Annotated in this window: 11 protein-coding genes; 3 read left to right on the top strand and 8 right to left on the bottom strand. The window is 53.3% G+C overall.

All coding sequences use genetic code 11. The annotated features are described in order from the left end of the window. Positions 1-129: 129 nt before the first annotated feature. Entirely contained in the window at positions 130-1,890 is a 1,761-nt protein-coding gene (locus G0Q06_RS02135; RefSeq protein ID WP_163962003.1) for an Ig-like domain-containing protein, read from the top strand. Between the two features lie 97 nt (positions 1,891-1,987). On the opposite strand, the gene G0Q06_RS02130 is transcribed toward G0Q06_RS02135, so the two are convergent. The 7 genes from G0Q06_RS02130 to G0Q06_RS02100 form a co-directional block, all read right to left on the bottom strand. Further along, on the bottom strand, positions 1,988-3,523 hold the full coding sequence (locus G0Q06_RS02130; protein WP_163962001.1) for an MFS transporter: 1,536 nt from the start codon (positions 3,521-3,523) through the stop codon (positions 1,988-1,990). 11 nt (positions 3,524-3,534) lie between these two features. Next, on the bottom strand, positions 3,535-5,589 hold the full coding sequence (locus G0Q06_RS02125; RefSeq protein ID WP_163961999.1) for a beta-galactosidase: 2,055 nt from the start codon (positions 5,587-5,589) through the stop codon (positions 3,535-3,537). Between the two features lie 52 nt (positions 5,590-5,641). Next, positions 5,642-7,027 (bottom strand): sulfatase-like hydrolase/transferase, encoded by a 1,386-nt coding sequence (locus G0Q06_RS02120; protein ID WP_163961997.1) that lies wholly within the window; start codon positions 7,025-7,027, stop codon positions 5,642-5,644. Positions 7,028-7,045: 18 nt separating this feature from the next. Continuing rightward, positions 7,046-7,510 carry an energy transducer TonB gene (locus tag G0Q06_RS02115; protein ID WP_163961994.1) on the bottom strand — a complete coding sequence of 155 codons (465 nt, stop codon included), beginning with the start codon at positions 7,508-7,510 and terminating at the stop codon, positions 7,046-7,048. A 69-nt stretch (positions 7,511-7,579) separates the two neighbouring features. After that, positions 7,580-8,464, bottom strand: coding sequence for a hypothetical protein (locus G0Q06_RS02110; RefSeq protein ID WP_163961992.1), 885 nt, complete (start codon positions 8,462-8,464; stop codon positions 7,580-7,582). Between the two features lie 154 nt (positions 8,465-8,618). Then, positions 8,619-9,650, bottom strand: a complete 1,032-nt coding sequence (locus G0Q06_RS02105; RefSeq protein ID WP_163961990.1) for a glycoside hydrolase family 16 protein — start codon at positions 9,648-9,650, stop codon at positions 8,619-8,621. A 132-nt stretch (positions 9,651-9,782) separates the two neighbouring features. Further along, positions 9,783-13,751: an ATP-binding protein gene (locus tag G0Q06_RS02100; protein ID WP_163961988.1), complete on the bottom strand. Its 3,969-nt coding sequence runs from the start codon at positions 13,749-13,751 to the stop codon at positions 9,783-9,785. Between the two features lie 318 nt (positions 13,752-14,069). On the opposite strand from G0Q06_RS02100, the gene G0Q06_RS02095 reads away from it, so the two are divergent. Together G0Q06_RS02095 and G0Q06_RS02090 are read left to right on the top strand one after the other, a co-directional pair. Next, positions 14,070-16,907: a sulfatase-like hydrolase/transferase gene (locus G0Q06_RS02095; RefSeq protein WP_163961986.1), complete on the top strand. Its 2,838-nt coding sequence runs from the start codon at positions 14,070-14,072 to the stop codon at positions 16,905-16,907. Positions 16,908-16,920: 13 nt separating this feature from the next. Further along, complete coding sequence (locus tag G0Q06_RS02090; RefSeq protein ID WP_163961984.1) at positions 16,921-18,282, top strand: recombinase family protein; 1,362 nt, start codon at positions 16,921-16,923, stop codon at positions 18,280-18,282. Between the two features lie 86 nt (positions 18,283-18,368). Here the strand turns inward: G0Q06_RS02090 and G0Q06_RS02085 are convergent, their stop codons facing one another. Then, positions 18,369-18,908 carry a PH domain-containing protein gene (locus G0Q06_RS02085; RefSeq protein ID WP_163961981.1) on the bottom strand — a complete coding sequence of 180 codons (540 nt, stop codon included), beginning with the start codon at positions 18,906-18,908 and terminating at the stop codon, positions 18,369-18,371. Positions 18,909-18,948 lie beyond the last annotated feature (40 nt).

The raw sequence follows: 18,948 nt of genomic DNA, 5'->3' as shown, positions 1-18,948 counted from the left end.
TCTCTGCCTACTGTCCGAGGAGTCAATGATCTATCGATATAACCTCAACTCCCTCCCCGCGAGGAATTGTAAAAATCCGGGCGTCTGCAAGAATTGACAGGTAACTTGAATCTATCCCATAATTGGCGCATGAGCGCTCTACTCCGTAATCTTTTCGCGTGTGTTGCAATTGGCGGATTGGCAAGCACCGGGCTCTGGGCCCAACTGACCGTCGATGATTTTGAGGATAACCTGAAGGACCCGGCCCTGTGGGGAACTGACGAAGGGAGCGGATCCGCCCAATTGACCGAAACCAATGGACGGCTGGAATTCACTAATTCTGATTTCATTGGAGAGGTTGAGGTCAGCCGACCCTCCCAATTGGCTCTGCCCGTGGACAGTGGCTGGATTGTCACGGTGGAGGTGGCGAATTTTGTCGTGACCGCCTTCAATCCGCAAATAGCCTCGCTGGGGATTGCTGTATTCCCCGCCGGTGATCAGGTCCGGGAAGTCTGGATCGAGCTCTACTCCAGCTGGACTGCAGGCGGGGATGCGGTCTGGGGATACAACACCCAACTGGTCAAAGCCAGTGATCCGGATGGCTACTACGGGGCGGATAGCGGAAACCAGATTCCGGTAAGTGAGGGCCAGCTGCGTCTGATCTACGATTCTGCGACGCGAATCATCACGGCCGAATTCTGGCCCAATGGCGAGCCGGGCTGGATCGAACTGGCGACATTCGGTGTCAGTGGCAGCGGAGGCAATGAGGGCAACAGCAACTGGGGCCTGGGAGCCGCAGATACCTTCGACCTCACCCTTTGGGGGTATGCCGATGCCAAATCCGTGTCTGCTGGGAGCATCTATTTTGAAAGCTTCTCCGTTGAAGGGACTGGCTCAGGAGGACCCGAACTGGTGGCAAACAACGACACCGCGACGATCCAGAAGAACACCGAGGCTTATGAAATTCACGCTAAGGTAAATGACCGGAGCCTCGCCTCTGCACTGGAGTCGGTAACGATCACGGGGGTAAGTGACTCAAACGTTGGATCAGCCGTTTCCACCAATGGACAAGTTGTTCTCTACACCCCTCCGGCTGAATTTCTCGGAACCGACAACCTGACATACACTATCGAGGACGGCGCAGGAAATACAGATTCGGCGGAAATTGAAGTGCGTGTGGTGGACGTTGCCTACCCGGGTTCGGATTCAGATTCGGGCCTGATCTCCGCTATGGAGCTGGCAGCGCTTCGGTATCCGGAATGGGCACCTTACCTCGCTCTCTACGAAAGGCACATCGCCGAAATCCTTTCCCTCACTTTGGCTTCGGACAGCTTCTCGAGCGCGAAAGGCATTGTGGAAAAATCGGGCGGTTTCCCGGTTCAAACTCGTAGTGGAAATTCAAGTACACAGGCGCAACTTGAGACAGTGTTCCAGCTGCTGGCCGAACCTGCTGTGGCTATCTTGACCGGGGAGACGGAAGACGTCCTGGTTTCACAGGAACTTGTGGATGAAATCATCAACCTGCGGGTCTACCTTCAGGACGTCGGCAGTGACAGCCTCAAGGCGGACTTACAGGACCTCGTGGATGGCGCGGAGGACCGGAATGCCATAATTGGTCGCACCGTTGCCGAACAGGCCGTCGTTGCACCCGGTTCCAGCCTTCTCGAAGCAGTTGATCCCACCCTGCTCCCTGGCGCCTTTTTCGCGGTCTCCAGCCAGAATGTCACAGGGCTTATTCTCAACCTCTGGCGCTATAATCTTGAAACTTCGGATGGCTGGGTCCAGCTGCCCACCACGGTTCGCGATCCAAACGGTGAGAAGGTGGTTCTCAGGGACCCGGATCCGGTTAGTGATCCGGTCCTTTACCACGTGCGCGGAGAGCGGGATTCGTCAGGTGCATTGTCGAGGTGAAATCGAGGATGCCTTTAGCCCGATGGAAGTACCGGTTCCTTCATCCAAGCGCTTTTTCCGGTCGGAGTATTAAATGAAGTAAACTTCCTGCGGACGCTCACACCTCTCCCCGCAGGGAAATGAGGCGTCTTCGGTTTTCCTCGGACTTCTCCTTGGTCAGGGGATAAAGCGCGAGAAGGACAAAGCAGAGAAGTGCCGGAGTTGCTGCTCCAAGGCACATGGCAACCCGCATGTTGAAATAGGTGCTTTCGGTTTGGGCAGGGAGGCTCGGATCAAATCCAATAAAACTCAGGAAGAAACCAACCATGACAAAGCTCACCGCAAAGGAAGCTTTCGTGGCCCAACCGAAGATGGCCCCGAAGATGGCCTCACGGCGGCTGCCGTTTTTCAGTTCATCATCATCGCACACATCAGCAATCATTGACTGCATGAGGACGCCGACCCCAATCCAGAACAGGCCCCCGGTCATCGGGTCGAGCCAGATCAGCGACTGGAAGACCGCTCCGAGGGAGCCCATGATTTCAGCTAAACCTGTCCACTGGAGAGGATCATCAAAGCGTCCAGGCCGGTAGACAATCCAACGCAACACTGCGTTGAGCATCATCATCCCATAAATGAACCGAAGCCCCTGGATCTTGCTCATCTTGCCTGTCAGCCAGACAATAAGCGGTATCCCAATGATGCCTGTGGTGGCATACCCGATGGTCACAATCAGTTTCCATTGCGTCCCGAGGGCGATGTCACCGTCAGACAGGTAATAAATGAGCAGATACCAATCCATGTTGCTGGCGAAGACACCCGCGACGATGGTACAAACGGAGAGGATGCAAAGCAGGCGGCAAGCCTTGTTCTGAAGGGCGGACTTAGCCGTCTGCCAGAAGCGCGGGCGGGGGCCCTTCGCCTCCTTGAGATTTAATTGATAATTGCGCTCCTTGCCGATCAGGGCGGGCACCATTCCGAAGAGCGTCATGCCAATGCCGCCGTACACCGCGGCAGAAATACGGATCCCTTCCATCTTCTCGGCAATCGTCAAGTCAGTGGTTGTTTCGTATCCATATTTCCATGCAATAAAGACAAGGGAAAGCGGGATAAGCCCCATGTAGGACATCTCACCCAGCCTGTTCCAGAAAGTGACATAGCCCTGCACAGCCGTGCGCTCGTCATAATCCGGCGTCATCTCATAAGTCAGTCCGATGAACGGAACCGAGAAGATTGTGTAGGACGTATAAAAGCAGAGACTGGTGATGAGAAACCATGCCAGCTTTCCGCCATCGCTCCATCCGAGCGGGATCATCCAAATGCTGGCGAAGGTCAGCCCCATCAAGATCGCCCCGCCAAAGATGAAGGGCCGGCGGCGGCCGTACTTGGAACGAAAATTGTCGGAAATGTGCCCCATGATGGGGTCCGTGATGGCATCCCATAAAAGTGGAATTGCGAGCACCAGACCGACCCATTTGGCATTGATCCCAAGGATCATGTTCAAAACGCCCATGCCCGTGGTTCGCACGCTCTGGTTGCCAAGCGAAACTGTCAGGCCGCCTGTACCGACGCCCAGCTTCTCAGCGAGCGGAAGGCGGTCATGCCGTGGTGTTGATGTCTCCGTTGTCCCCTTGTTCTCGCTCTCTGCGTCCATAGTGTTCCCTGTTAATCCGCCTTGTCGTACATTTCACGAGCAAACCCGGCAGCTGCCCGGATCAAATCTGCTTTGGGCAAATCTGTCACATCAAAAAAGCCTACATCATAATTTTCACCATCGTACCGCCCGCCGATATTCTGGTCGCGCCATTGGAACCAGTGGACACCGATTATTTCCGGATGATTCACGGCCTCCCCAAGATAGGATTTCAAGAGGCGTGCCTGTTGCGTCCGATCCTGCGCGCTTCTTAAGCCGCTTCCGAGGTTGTTGCCGGAAAGGTTCCCGAAGTGGAATTCGCTGATCAGCACAGGCTTGTCACGACCACCATAGTTTAATGGCGAGGCCGTGAACTGGTAGATGTTCGCGCTGATGACATCGGCATGGCGGGCAATCGCGTCGACGACTTCCTTCCCGCCGGAATTGCAGCGTGAGCCAAGAAACAGCACTCCCGGGGCGAAACGCTCCAGTTCCTCATCCACCATTCGGTAGAAAGCGTCGGCCAAGAGTGTTGCGAGTGCCGAGCAATCCGCCTCATCAGCCTTCTTAAAAGAATCCTCTGGCACACCGTCCAACAAATCCGACCAGTTCGTGAGATTCATTCCCCAGGCTGTATTGAAGCTATCCACGGAATCATACCGGTCCTGCAGCCAATTCTTGAAGACCTCCTTGGCCGAGGTGGACTTCTTTCCATAACTAAAAACGGCGGCCACAAGGCGGCGGGCATCATTTTTCCAGTGGAGCTCATTATTCACGAATGCGCCCAGACAGCGGGGATCATCCTGAAAGGGCACCGGGTATGCTTCCAAAGCTTTCCGGACCCCCTCGCGGGTCTCTGGGTTGAACGGGTCCGGCAGCTTCTTTGCCGCAAACTCGTATTCGTAATGAAGCATCACCGTGTACGGGATGTCGGTATTGAGAACGACTTCATTATCCGACCAGGCCCCCACAGTATTGAGACCAACATAATGCAAACGCTCCAGTTCCTGCTCAAGGGCCTTTTCCCTCCACTCATCACCATATTTCAGGTACAAGTTTGCCCGGGTAAAATCGTAGTGTGGGGCGTCCTCGCGCAGGACATAATTGTCCTCAACATCGATCTTGGTGTGGAACTGGCCAAACTCCGGATCATCCGCCACCGGCAGATTCCTGAAGACCGCTGGATTGCGTTCGGTGGAAACCTGCCCTGCATACTCAAACCCGACACAGGTCACCCCGAATGACCAGAACAAGTAGCCATCCGGATCGACAAACCACCAGCGTCCCTTGTGTTGCGTGACACGGAAATGACCCGTTCCATCAAGCTGGGGTCCTGCTTTCCAGCCACCGTAGCGTCCCCACTCAGGGGGAGTGCCAAGTTCGCTGATCAAGTCTGTTTCCAATTGAATACCGGCCTGCAGATCCTCGATCGAATGAACTTTCCCGGGCCAGTCATTGAAAATGTACTGTCCGAATTCATCGATGAAGGGAAATTTTCCCATCCGCTCCGGCATGAGCTTTTGCAGCGGGTAGAGTGCTCCCAACTCAAAGGCGTGTTCGCCCACGGCAGATCCCTGGATTTCGAGGTGGCTGACTCGGTCGGGCTGGATATGATGCCAGTGGCGGAACGTTCCATCCGGACGACCGGACATACGGCTGTAATCCGGATGCGTGACAGTCCGGTCCCCCTTCCTGGGCAAACCGACAGCGAGCGGGATTGTCTCACCCGGTTGGACAATTGTCCGTCCGACAAAGGAATTGGACCAAGCCGTGGCATTCCGGTTGCACAACATCAGGTCGAGTACCAGCTCGGACGGTCCGGTGTTCTTGAACTCGACTCCAAGCGTCCTGACGCTTTCCATGTTCCACAGGTCTCCGGACGCCGGCAGGAGCTTGACACGGAAATTTCCAGTGCCCATTCCAGCGTGACCAAAGTTGCTGGCTTCAAGCGAAGTTCCGGAGACAGTCCCGACTTTGTATGGGAACACACCGTCGTTCGGTGATGTGATTGTCTCCATTTTTTCATTACCTCGCACTGTCAGGAATTGACCGAGGATGAGAAGAGTCACGAGGATTTTGTATTTCATTCTAACAGGCATTTTTTGCGGTTATAAGATGATGCGAAAGACCCATTCAGCATCAGTTCTTCTTCTTTTCCATCTGCTTCTTCCACCATTCACTGTGGATAAGTCCAAGGAATTGGGGCTCCATCAATTCGGCATCCCATTGCAGGCGCAACTGATCAAGCTCCTCAAGTTTCCTGGCGTTCCAGTCGGCAATGTTCTTCTTTTCACCAATGTCCTTGCTCAGGTTAAACAAGCGGGTCGGAATTTCCGGATCGGGAATCACCAGTTTGAAATCACCTTTGCGCACCGCATAGCGCTTCTGGTCAAACTTCCTCAGGTAAATAACCTCGTGCGGACTGCCAGACTGCTCACCCTTCAGGAATGGGATGAGGTTAACCCCGTCAAGCGGGCGTTCCTCAGCTATGGGAACACCGGTCAGGCCAGCCATCGTGCCAAGGATATCCATCGAGGAGACTGGCTCATCAAACTCTGAGCCCGGCTCAACTTCACCGGTCCAGCGCAGGACAAACGGTACCCGCCATCCGCCTTCCCAGACGTCGCTCTTGGCTCCGCGTAAAGGCTTGTTATTGGATCCGTTGGCGTAAATCGGGCCGCCATTGTCAGAAAGGAAGAAGACAAGTGTTTCCTTGTCCAGATCCAGCTCCTTCAGCTTGTCCATGACTTGTCCAACGCCCCTGTCGACGATGCTGACCATCGCTGCATAAGTCCGGCGTTTTGGATCCTTGATCTCCACAAAGCGGGCAATTTCCTCCTCCGGGGCCTGCATGGGTGTATGGGGCGCATTATACGAAAGGAAGAGGAAAAATGGATCATCCTTGTGCCGTTCAATGAAAGTAACCGCCTCGTCGGAAAACACATCGGTGAGGTACTTATCGATCTTGACCGGTTCGTGGTTGCGCAAAATCCAGGTCTTGTAGCTTTCCCCTTCGTCCTTCGCATCCTCGCGAATGGGCAGCAATTCCTGAAAATAATTATGACCACCACCCAAGTGCCCATAAAAGTAATCAAAGCCGCGCTCAAGCGGATGCAGCGTCTCATGCGCACCCAAATGCCACTTGCCGATAATGCCCGACGTATAACCTGCTTTGCCGAGGATTGTCGCAATAGTCTCCTCGCTGCGCGGAAGGCCCATGTTCGGATCTCCCGACTTGTACTGCGGGTTGCGCTCAAAGCCGAATCGCTGCTGGTAGCGCCCAGTTATAAAACCCGCCCGGCTTGGACCGCAAACGGGATAGGTCACGTAGGCGTTGGTGAAATTAGCCCCTTCCTGCGCAAGTGTGTCGATGTTCGGAGTCGGGATGTCCTTGCATCCGTTGAATCCGACATCCGCATACCCGAGATCATCCGCCATGATGACGATGACATTAGGCTTTTCTGCATGGAGTGCCAGCGCCGCAAGGCCCAGCCCAACGGATAGAAGCAGTTTCAATTGTGACATGATGCGATCCCCCAGCGTCTACTTTTTTCCAAAGTCAGGATCTTCTGAACACTTCAGCTTGATCTTCTGGCTCAAGTAAACGGGTTCCCCGTTGATTTTCGGAACCTGGAAACGGAGACCGGCAACGTGCAGAATCGCTGGGATTGCCAATTCCTTGTTTTGGAGGTCTTCAATCTTCGGATTAATCGCATTCCCTTCAGGGGTAATAATCAGCCTGACAGTTACCATCTCGCTGATCCCGGTTCCTTTCAAGCTCTCCGGGTAAGACATTCTCAGGGGATCCTTCCCACGGGCAGGATACCACTTTTTCACGTCCTTCCACGTGTGTATCTTGCCTGGAATATCAGCAGGGTCTACGTAGAGCTTGCGCCCAACCATCTCATTCAACTTCTCTGTCATCGAAGTTTCACCCGCGAAGGCAGAGGATGGGTTGAGCAAAGCCAAAGTCAGCAAAAAGAGGGATATCGTTCGTATAAGTTTCATGATATAGGATTCCTGGGTAGCCAGAGTGTACCGGCAGGTTAATTGAGGTTTAAACTGAGGGGAGAGGGGTTAGCGCGGTACGTATGCCCATGAGCCCACCTGGGGATCAACAATCTCCTCGGGGAGAAACAGGAAACTATCCAGGTCGTATGAAAAGACCCAGTCTCCGAAAGTGCCTTCACCAACATTGAGCCAGCCAAGGAAGTCTCCCGTGTCAACAAGGCCCCCTTCGGCAATATCGTATCCAGCCCAGGTCGGTGATGAACCACCTTCTGAAGTTATGCTCATGTCGCCACCAATTGTGAAACCAACTTGGGCAAATTCACCGGCGGAATCCCTTTTGCGGCCCCAAATGTGAATGACGACATCGCCAGAGCCCGAATACTCAAAGGTAAAGGAGAAGGCATCCCATTGCTTGTTAACGACATCGCCTCCTTCAAGATCCCTTTTGTGAATTTTGCGGCCTTTTAATGCAATGGTTGATGTCCCATTTGAAGTGACCGATAAATCCGTGTAGGCGGGCCCTGCATTATTGATGTTATAGCTGTTTTCCACTTCGGCGCCACCAGTTGCTTCCCAAATGCTCACTGACAAGTCTGTGGGTGTATAAATGGCCCAGATCTCATAATTGAAGGTGTAGGTTCCAGCTCCGGAAAAGAACGAGCTATCCAGAACATAGCTTGTTCCTCGTGAGGCGCCATTTGTCTGTTCCTGGAAAATCCCACCTTTGCCTGAAGAGGCGATATTCGGGTTTACAGCGCCATTGGAATTATACCACGCATCGGTGCCGCCAGCGACATCTGCCGGGGTATTCGCGGTGGCTTCGAAATAGTAGTCCGTGTTAAAGTCCGCGACACCTTGGACGGTCGCCCAGTTGGCTGCCCAGTGGGTCGTTTGTGCAGTCGCAGTGGCAACAAGGCCGAGAAGGGGTACAATAAACAATAATTTTTTCATGGGGATAACTTTATTTTAATTAGAGGTTAGAATAAGTAGACTATGCGAAATACGTCCGCTTTAAAAGAGAAGAATTTAGAATAAATCAGGAAATACTGTTAGAACACATGTAACCAACCCGTGTGCTAATTTGATCAAAACCCCTAACTTCATGTTATTGGCTGGTTCCGGCCGTTTCACTCCGCCAGACCCGCACATAATCGACATAGGCATAGGACGGGTAAGTGCCATTCTGGAAATCCCCATCCCCGAAACTGGCTCCCACGGATAGCCAAAGCCATTCACGGACCTGAGGGATCCCCACCCCTTCATAACGCCACTTGAATACGCCATCGTAAAAAATATCGATGAACGACTCCGTCCAATGCATCGAAAAAGTGTGATATCCAGTATGGAGCCCGGGCGCTGACCAGCGGTTGGTCTTTGATTTCTTGTTCGCTCCATAGCCGTCCCAGTGAATGACCGTCTGCCCGCGTTCATCCGCCCAGGGCGTTTCCACAATGTCGACTTCTGCCCCGTCAGCCCCGCTGTTATCCACATTATTCATATTTTGGCCCTGCGTCCAAAACGCGGTATGGATGGCGTTGACCACGGGCGCGATCTGGATACGCGCCTCCATGAATCCATACAGCGGCTCATAAATTCCCCGCGAATCGACGGATCCGCAATACATGGTTGTGCTATTTGGCTTGGTCACCTTGAAGACGAGCTCGCCGTTCTCAACGGAGACGTTCTCCTCCTTCCAGAACCACCTTTGGATCCCTTTGTCCCATCGGGGGCTGCGCGTTTTCGTACTGACCGTCACATTCCACTTGGAGGGATCCAGGAAGTTGAATTCATCACTGAACTCGAGAACCCAATCATCGCCCGTCGGAACATTCAGGACTGGCTGGGCATCGGCCGGTGTGGCCGGATCGACAAAGGCATCCTCAAGGACCCGGTAAAAGACAGGAAAGGAGGATTCCTCAGGAAGTGACCTTTCAAGAGAAGCACTTTCCGCCAGGATTCCGCTTTCCAGAAGCGTCCACGCCTGAAGATCATGCGTCTTTTCAACAGCGTAATAAAGACCGGGCGTACTATTCCAGTGGATATTCCAACCGGGAGCCGAAGGGTCCCAGGCCAGGCCGGTGTTTATCTGCGCACCAACGCTGGGAACAAGTGAAAAAAGCAGACAAAGGCTTTTCAAGAGGAGAACTTTTACAATGGAGGATTGCATTAGATTGAAAAAACAAGAATAGCGGAAATGCTTCCATGCAGGTAGTCAAGGAATCCCAATTCCATGGCAGAATGGTAACAATAGCACGATCTGTAAGGGAATTCACTCCTCAGAGGTTATTTTCTCCTCGGTTGTCACAGAACCTGCACTGTAGCGCTCAATATACTGCGTGGGGGTACAACCATATTCCTTTTTGAAGGATCTTGAAAAATGGCTCATGTCGAGAAAGCCAACCTTTTCAATGACCTGGCTTACCATCCAGGATCCAGTCTCCAGATACTGCGCGGCCTTCTTCAAGCGGACGGTCCGGATGATGTTACCCGGGGACTCCCCGGTGAGAGCCTTCACCTTCCGGTACAGGGTCATCCGGCTCATGAACATCAGTTTGGCGAGACCCTCCACATCAAAGGTTTCGCTGGTCAGGTTTTCCTCGATCGTCTCCATGAATTTGACCATGAACTCCTGGTCAATCTTGTTGACCGGCAATTCATCCTTATTGATCGCGATGGATCGGGTGTGGCTACTGATAAATTCCCGGACCTTGCGGCGGTTCAGGAGGATGTTTTCCAAGCGCCTGCCCATGAGGGCCAGATTGACCGGCTTGGTGATATAATCATCAGCACCGGTTTCCAGACCCGCCAGCTCGTTGACCTCGGATTTCTGAGCCGTGAGCAGAATTACCGGAATATGCGAAGTAAGGGGATCCGCCTTCAAATTCCGGCAGAGGTCGCGCCCGTTCATAATCGGCATGAGGACATCCGAGACAATCAGGTCCGGGATACGCTCCCGGGCAATTTCGAGGCCCTCCTTCCCGTTTGGCGCAAGGATGACATTGTATGTCTCGCTCAACTCGCTTTCCAGAAACTCACGTATGTCATCATTATCCTCGACGATGAGCATGAGCGGTTTCTTCTCGGTCGAATAGGTCGCTTCGTCCGAATCCGTGTCTTCTTCGTCTGCGAGCGGAGGTTGCGCTTTCGAAACCGGTGTCGATTCCGCCTGCAAGGCAAGTTTCAACTCAACAACAAAGCGCGTCCCGGGACTATCCACAGAAGCCGGATTGACAGGGCTCTCGGCATAAATACGCCCACCGATTGCTTCAATAAGGCTCTTTGTATGGGCAAGGCCAATCCCCGTGCTGTGGGTCTTCTGGTAATCTTCACCACCAATCTGGTAGAAAGGATCGAAGACCTTGTCCAATTCCTTTCGCGGAATTCCAGGACCCGTGTCGACAACCTGTATTTTCACAGTGGCCTGCCCCTCTTCCTCACGGACAAGATCCAGGTGAACGCCGATTTTTCCGCCACGTGGCGTGTATTTGATGGCGTTTGTCAGTAGGTTATCCAGGACAATCTCCACGTGCTTTGGATCAAATGCCACGGACAAGTGATCGCTTGATGGGTGGAAGCCCAACTGTTGCCCTTTTTGATCAGCCAGGGGTTGCAACGTATCCATTTCCTGCCGGACAAATACCACAAGATCCAAGGTCTGCGGATTGGACATGATCTTGCCCAGCTCGGCCTTCCGAAAGTCCAGGAGACGGTCAAGAAGACCGACTAGTTTGCGCGCGTTGCGCTGTGCAATGAGAAGATGCTTTTTCCCTTTTTCGTCGACATGCTTGAAGAGGCTTTCAAGTGGTCCGAGAATCACCATCAGTGGCGTCCGCAGCTCATGCGAAATATTGGTGAAGAACTGCATTTTGTATTCTTCAAGGGCCAGGAGGTGATGGATGCGCTGGCGGACAATGATCACAACAAGGATGACCAGAACGCACACAACAAGAAGCATGGTTAGAATGAACCACGGCTGTTTCCAGAGAACAGGAATAACCTCAAATTCAATACGCGCCGGAGTCGGATCAATCAATCCGTAGGGAGTCCGGGCGCGTACCTCAAAAGTGTGCGCTCCATTGGACTGAGTCTCCAAAACCACTTCAGTGCGCTTGGAAAAGGGCGTCCACTCACCGTCGTCAATCCGGTAGGAGTAATACAAATCATTTGTCTGGGCAAGTGACCAGTGCGTGCTACCCGTCCACTCGAAGTGACTCAGGCCCGGCTCGTAGACCCTCGCCTCAAATTCAACGATCCGGGTATCAGGAACAATATCATAGCGCTTGAAGGATGTTGTCTTGAAGGATGCCTCGAAGCGCTCGCTTCCCGGCATGATGCCGGTATCCCTGAAATGCCAGTTGCGACTGGATGCATTGAGCCAGATAGCCCCATCGGCGGATTGGAAAAGCGTCCCTCCCTCACGGAGAATCTTCAGGTCAGCATTGAGGGGTTCGTTCACCCAATTGTGGGTGTCGAGATTGAAAAGTCCCTCGGAAGTAGCGGCCCACATCTGGCCCGGAAAATAGCGATCCTCGTGTAAGGCAACGAGGCCCCTAGTCAGGGACGGGTTGAATTCCCCTGAGTAAAACCAGTTGTCGCCCTCATTGATGAGCAGGCCTACTCCCCACTGGGCAATCCACAAATCGCCCGTTTCGGACACGATGAAATCGTCCACCCAACTGTTGCCGAATTCCCCGAGGGAATCCAGCGGGATTGCCTTGAAGTCATCCAGACGGCTCAGGCGCATTCCACCCGTCCAGATGGTCCCGTCCGGCCCTTCCTCAATCCCGACAACGCGAAAGGGCACCCTCGGCGGAGCGTAGTGCGTGACCGTAAACTGGTCCCCATTGACCTCGTATTTCAATATGCCCCCCTGTCCGGGCGTCATCTCCGGATCCGTATCACCACTGCCGAAAAGGACAGCCCCGTCACGAGTTTCAAGGACTGATTGATGGCTGATCCGCCTTCCCAGCTCCGGGTGCACGCGGAGGGTCCACTCGCCATTGCTGAAAATACTGATGGCCGCATCATTATCATGCCGTCCAGCCGCCCAGACCTTCCCGTCCCGTGTGCTGATGAGCGTCAATGGCGTATTGATGACACCTTCGTAACTATCATGAATTGTCCATTCGTCGGTCCCCGTATTGCGTGATACAACCGCACCATCGTAGGTAATGAACCATTGCCGGTCTTCCTTGTCCGTGCAAAAATAATTCAATCCCCTGAAACTTTGCCACCAGTTCGTGGAGCAATCGACAAGGTAGATAGTCTCGCGCATGCCCCCAATGATCATTGATCCCGAACTCAGGGTGGCTGCGAAGGGTGAACTCAGGGGGAACCGGAAATTCTCGATGGTCAGTTGTTCGGTCTTCCCGTTCTTGTTGAGAAGGATCCGTTTGTCTCCAAAGATAACAGAAGTCCCATCCGGGGAAACAAGGATTCGCTTGTGGACCAGTTCCTCGGCCCCGGAATCAATGAGTGTGGGATACCATTCGTTTGAGCCTGCATCAAACGCGTAGATGCCAATTGTCGGATTATCATTGGCACACCAAATCGTCCCGTCAGGAAGCTCGGCCAACGTCAAATGCGCGCCAACATCCGGCATGATGCGAAAGGATTCCCAAGTTGTGTCATCGAGCGGACCATCAGTGGAAAGCCCTTGATACCGCAGGACAACCCCGGTGTTCACCTGGTTCGTCCAAAGGTCCCCGCGACTATCAATGAGGAGGAAAGAAGCTCGCCGATTGCGCTGTGAAACAATTCGGGCCTCGCCATCCTTGATTGAAACAATTCCCTCGGGTGTACCGAACAGTGCAGTGTCATCCTGAGTCAGTACTGCACTTCCAAAGAGCATGTCGTATCGACCCTCGTAGGTAAAAACATCACGGTAATTGCCATTTTTGAATTCCACGATTTGCCCCGGAAGAAGCATGTAAATAATCCCCTGCCTTGTGAATACTCCAGCACGATACGGCATCAGGGAAAGATCCTTTGGTGCCGGATACCGGCGAATCTCGGCCCCGTCGTAATTGATCAAACCGGTGTCGGAAACAAACCAGACCGAGCCGTCGTCCCCCTCGAAACAGCCGAGGAGCGTCAGACCCTCAAGGGCCTCCTGGGCGTGCCAGCGCCAACTCTCGGACAGGGGCGACGGGCGCTCAGGCTGGTACGGAAAGGATGCTTCAGATTGCAGGCAAAGACCACCAAGGATGAAAACAAGAAGACAGGGATAAAGTCTCATTAAAGCCAAACTACGATGCGGAATGACCAGCGCAAATATTATTCATGGATAACGCTCCTGCGAAGAAAGAAGCGGGCCAGACCCCCTTTTTGTATCAATGAAAAGGTCCTGTATGGGAGAAACGTCCCAAAGTCCTGTGCAAAACATCTCAATGGCTGGATTAGGATTGATCGCGATGTCCGCATCAACTGTATGTTAGAATATAGTAGCTCTTCGCCACCAGCTGGAAACAGCCCTACCCCACAATCCATGAATCGATTGCCTCAAATCAGCAGAAAACTTTTCTCAATAGCGTGCCTCCTAATTGGGATCTTTCATTTGGTAGACGCCCAAACGCATGACAAGAAACCGCCAAACTTGATTGTCATTGTCGTGGACGACCTCGGATGGGCTGACCTGGGCTGCTATGGAAGCAATTTTTACGACACCCCAGCTTTGGATGCGATGGCCTTGGAAGGAATTCGCTTTGATAACGCCTATGCCGCCTCTCCGGTTTGCTCGCCGACGCGAGCCGCCCTAATGACCGGGCGCCATCCCGTCCGGGTCGATATCACTGACTGGATTCGCGGATATGAACAAAAAAATCCCCTGCTCCAGACACCTGAGGACCGGGATAATCTTCCCCTGGAGGAGGTCACCCTCGCTGAGGTGCTCAAGGAGCATGGTTACTCCACCGGTTACTTCGGTAAATGGCACCTCGGGGAAACCCCGGAATTCTGGCCGGAAAACCAAGGCTTTGATGTCAATAAAGGTGGCTTCAGCAAAGGCTCCCCTCCCGGCGGCTATTACAGTCCCTATAAAAATCCCCGACTTGATGACGGGCCGGAGGCTGAATACCTGACCGACCGCCTCACCGATGAAGCCATTGCCTACGTGCGGGAAAATAAGGACGACCCGTTCATGGTGTATCTGGCTTATTACTCAGTACACACGCCCATCCAAGGGGCCAAAGACTGGGATGACCACTACAAGGCCAAACGGGACGCTCTTGATCTTGAGGACCCGGACGCATTCGCGGTTGAGGGTAAGGCCAAAACGCGCCTCCATCAATCGAATCCAAAATACGCAGCCATGGTCCGTTCTGTGGACGAAAATGTCGGGCGCTTGCTCGATGAGCTCGATGCGCTTGGCTTGGAAGAGGAGACCGTAATCGTTTTCACTTCTGACAACGGCGGCCTGTCAACCCAGGGAGGCGGCCTCGCCCCGACTGCCAACCTTCCCCTGCGTTCCGGCAAGGGTTGGTGCTACGAAGGTGGAATTCGCGTCCCTCTCATTGTCCGCGCCCCAGACAAGACCAAACCGGGCTCGGTCTCAAGTCAGGCCGCCATTAGCATGGATTTGATGCCTACGGTTCTCGATCTTCTCGATCTCCCGGCCCGCCCCGATCTGCATTTGGACGGTATTTCCCTGGCCCCGGCAATTTCAGAACCGGCACAATCCACTCCCCGCACACTCGTCTGGCACTACCCGCATTATCATGGATCCACCTGGGCTCCCGGCTCGGCCATCCGGTCAGGCGACTGGAAATTGATCCAGCATTACGAAACCGGAACCCGCGAGTTGTACAATCTTGCTGAGGACTTGGGCGAGTCGAGCGACTTGTCAGAATGTAATCCGGAAAAGTTTGAAGAAATGGTCGCGGCCCAGGAGGGATGGCTCAACCGCATGGGTGCCAAGCTCCCGATCCCGAAGGCCCCAAAAGCAAAGAAGCCGAACTTCATCATCATTTATGCGGACGACCTTGGATACGGGGACCTCAACAGCTATGGAGCCACGGGCATACTCACCCCGAATCTCGACCAGATGGCTGCCGAGGGCATCCGCTTCACTTCAGCCTATGCCACTGCGGCAACGTGTACACCTTCCCGCTACAGCCTGCTCACTGGTTCCTATCCGTGGCGCAACAAGGATGCCAAAATCCTTTCAGGGAATGCCGGGATGATTATCGGGGAGGATGAGCGAACCGTCCCATCCACCTTGAAGGAAGCCGGATACACGACCGGCGTTGTCGGCAAATGGCACATTGGTCTTGGAAACGGGAAGGTTGACTGGAACGGCGAGATCCGCCCCACCCCTTTGGATGTCGGTTTTGACCACTCCTATATCATGGCCGCCACCAATGACCGCGTTCCCTGCGTTTATGTGGATGGCCGCCGCGTGGAGAATCTGGATCCCGATGACCCGATCACAGTTGTGTATGGTGGAGACAATCCCTTCCCGGAAATCCCCACAGGAAAGGAGCATCCGGAGCTCCTGAGAATGACACACAGCGACACGCAACACTGGGATACCATCGTCGATGGCGTGGGACGCATCGGATTCTCTAAAGGCGGCAAAAATGCCGAATGGGATGATGAAACCATGGCCGAGAACTTTCTCAATAAAGCGAAAGCCTTCATTTCAGAAAACAAGGATGAGCCGTTTTTCCTCTACTACGCATTGCACCAGCCACATGTACCGCGTCTGCCAAGCCCGCGCTTCGCCGGAGCCACGGACCACGGCCCACGGGGGGACGTCATTGTCGAGCTTGATTGGTGCGTGGGTGAGTTCATGGACCATCTCAAAAAGGAAGGAATCGACGAAGATACCATTGTTGTCTTTTCCAGCGATAATGGACCCATCCTTGATGACGGGTATCTTGATGAATCCCCCGAACGAATCGGCAATCACAAGCCGGCCGGGCCGCTTCGCGGCGGAAAATACAGCCAGTTTGATGGCGGTTCACGTGTCCCGATGATCTTGCGCGCACCCGGTCGGGCCACCCCGGGTGTCAGCGACGCACTGTTAAGTCACGCCGACTTCCTCGCCAGCTTCGCCAAAATTGCCGGGGTCTGCATCCCCGAGGCGGAAATGGCAGACAGCGTGGACATGACGGCAGCTCTTCTCGGAGCAACCCGCTCGGGACGCGATCAGCTCGTCGCTGAAGGCTTTGGAGCCAGGATGGTCCTCCGCTCGGGCGATTGGGTTTTAATCCCGCCGTACGAAGGCCCACGGCTCTTTTATGACAAGGATATCGAGACCGGAAATTCCAAACAGCCACAGTTGTACAATTTAAATCAGGACATTGGCCAGCGAGACAACCTGGCCGGCAAGTATCCGGAGAAGGTTGCTGAAATGATGGCAATTCTCGACTCCATCCAGCACAAAGGATCCTGACAGGTAAACCACCATGCGATCTTTTTATCACCAGTTCCTCATTGGAATGGCGGTAATCCTACCCATCAGTGCTTCAGGGAAGGATTCATCCGCGATTGATCCAAACATCATCGAGCTGCAACCCTTTGTCGTGTATTCCGGGATTATTGATGTCGTGGATGGATTTACCGGTAAGCCATACCACGAAAGCAATCCGGTCGTAGATGGATTCCGCGAGGAATTTAATGATATCCTTCTGGGATACCATCGCAGAATCTTGAAGGAAGAATATTCCTATATGCTGGTTCAGGCCAAATTCGGAACGGAGTTTGTCCAGGAACTGAACACGCTCGCGCAGGCCTTCGGAATTGGGACAATCGGCATTTACCGGGATCGCTTTCTGAATATCGAGAGACAGATTTTGCGAAGGCTTATTGACGATCCGTTTTTCCGGATTGATGCACTCGTCGTATGGGATCTGGATCGTCTCGAACGCACCAAGAGGCGGCCCAAATCAAAATACGGAAGGGATATCCGCTACAACGAGGAGTCCGGCAGATGGGAACGTCGCGTGACGACCAGTTGGAAGGTTGACTTTTCGATACCGCACAAGGACGGGTGGCGTCAATACATCGATATTCTCAAGGAACAAGGCCTCAACCTGGAGACAAACAAGGGATACCACTTCATCAACCGTGGACTGACCCAACACGTTCTTCCGGGCGACTTTGAGCACGTCAGACTGACCTATCCCATCTTTATCAGTTCAAAACAGCCCGCGCAGGAACAAGTTCAGGAGCTCAAGGAAAAATTTCTCGAAAACCTCACCCACATCTACGATCCGTTCAGTTGGGCATGGCGGCGTAACCAGCGGTTCCGGGCCGAGACCGTCTTCATGCCGCGATTCCGGCGGCAGGTGAAGTTGGTGCGGTTTCCAGTGGTCGACACCGACTGGTTTGAGCCCGTGATCATGCGTTTTCTCTTCGACGTCGCGATCATCAAGGTTCAGGGAGTCGATGAAATCTATCAATGGGAAATGTTGAGAAAGGTCCCCGTAAACAGGAATATGCTCGGATACGGGCTCGACCTCCTCAACTGGAATGAGGATGAAGATCGTTCGGTTCCCTATGACCCGAAACATCAGGATGGCGTCAATGTGAATTTCGACAACCCTCAGGGGGCCCGTTTTATCCTTCTGGACGCCTACCGGCGCTACACGGACACCTTCTTTGACGCCTTGCAGGCAAAATTGGCAACGGCTAAAAAGAAGTCCTCCGGCAAGGAACTGATCAAGGAAGTCATCGAGGAAGTCAGTGGATTGGAGGCAGAGGCCTACATCAAGAAAGCATCGGAAATCCAAAAAGCCGAATTGGAAAAATACAGGTTCAAGCTGTAAGGCCGCTCGGGACTTAATGATTCTTCCGAGCCTCCAAAAAGGATTTTTGCTGTAGCGGTGTTATCGCTACGCTGGCAGATTGCTGGTCAATCCTGCTTTTCGAGCAGTTTTTCAATCCGGACCAGTGTCGCACTGATATCCCGGAGAAGCCCTGAATCACCCTGTACGGACTGCTCAGGAGGGGAGACGGATGGCCCTGGCTTATCGCGAATCCGGTCACGCTGATTCAGGACTGCCTCCCGGAAGTCCTCGACATCAACAATCCCAGTTAGTGAAACCAATGAACCCTCCAATGATTGCCCGGCAGTTTCGACACTCAGCCGGTGAATACCAAAATACCGCATGAGAGGCCCTTGAACCATCCCCATGTCAGTGATTTTTTCCAAAGGAATGGTCTTCTCGACGCGAACAAAGAGGCCCTTGTTCACCTTGAGATCGCGCTCTGTCAGGATGCACTCCATCCGGTCAAGATACCGCTTTGTGAAGTATAAACTGAGGGGTATCCAGAGAAGGAGAAATGGAATCCCGACAACAATCACGGTCAGAACAATTGTGAAACTCAAAATCCAATAAGTGCAGACCTTGGGATTGAAAGTAGCCCTACGAATAATATTTTCAGAACTCATAAAATACCTTAAACCGAATCACACCACGTTTTCAACACAA

Source organism: Oceanipulchritudo coccoides, assembly GCF_010500615.1.
GTDB lineage: Bacteria > Verrucomicrobiota > Verrucomicrobiia > Opitutales > Oceanipulchritudinaceae > Oceanipulchritudo > Oceanipulchritudo coccoides.
Note: the sequence above shows the minus strand (reverse complement) of the source record. Positions and strands in the feature narration are given on the sequence as shown.

Bases quoted from the DNA above. Each gene is read 5' to 3' on its own strand.
- G0Q06_RS02135 (WP_163962003.1), top strand. From the start codon at position 130: ATGAGCGCTCTACTCCGTAATCTTTTCGCGTGTGTTGCAATTGGCGGA.
- G0Q06_RS02130 (WP_163962001.1), bottom strand. From the start codon at position 3,523: ATGGACGCAGAGAGCGAGAACAAGGGGACAACGGAGACATCAACACCA.
- G0Q06_RS02125 (WP_163961999.1), bottom strand. From the start codon at position 5,589: ATGAAATACAAAATCCTCGTGACTCTTCTCATCCTCGGTCAATTCCTG.
- G0Q06_RS02120 (WP_163961997.1), bottom strand. From the start codon at position 7,027: ATGTCACAATTGAAACTGCTTCTATCCGTTGGGCTGGGCCTTGCGGCG.
- G0Q06_RS02115 (WP_163961994.1), bottom strand. From the start codon at position 7,510: ATGAAACTTATACGAACGATATCCCTCTTTTTGCTGACTTTGGCTTTG.
- G0Q06_RS02110 (WP_163961992.1), bottom strand. From the start codon at position 8,464: ATGAAAAAATTATTGTTTATTGTACCCCTTCTCGGCCTTGTTGCCACT.
- G0Q06_RS02100 (WP_163961988.1), bottom strand. From the start codon at position 13,751: ATGAGACTTTATCCCTGTCTTCTTGTTTTCATCCTTGGTGGTCTTTGC.
- G0Q06_RS02090 (WP_163961984.1), top strand. From the start codon at position 16,921: ATGCGATCTTTTTATCACCAGTTCCTCATTGGAATGGCGGTAATCCTA.
- G0Q06_RS02085 (WP_163961981.1), bottom strand. From the start codon at position 18,908: ATGAGTTCTGAAAATATTATTCGTAGGGCTACTTTCAATCCCAAGGTC.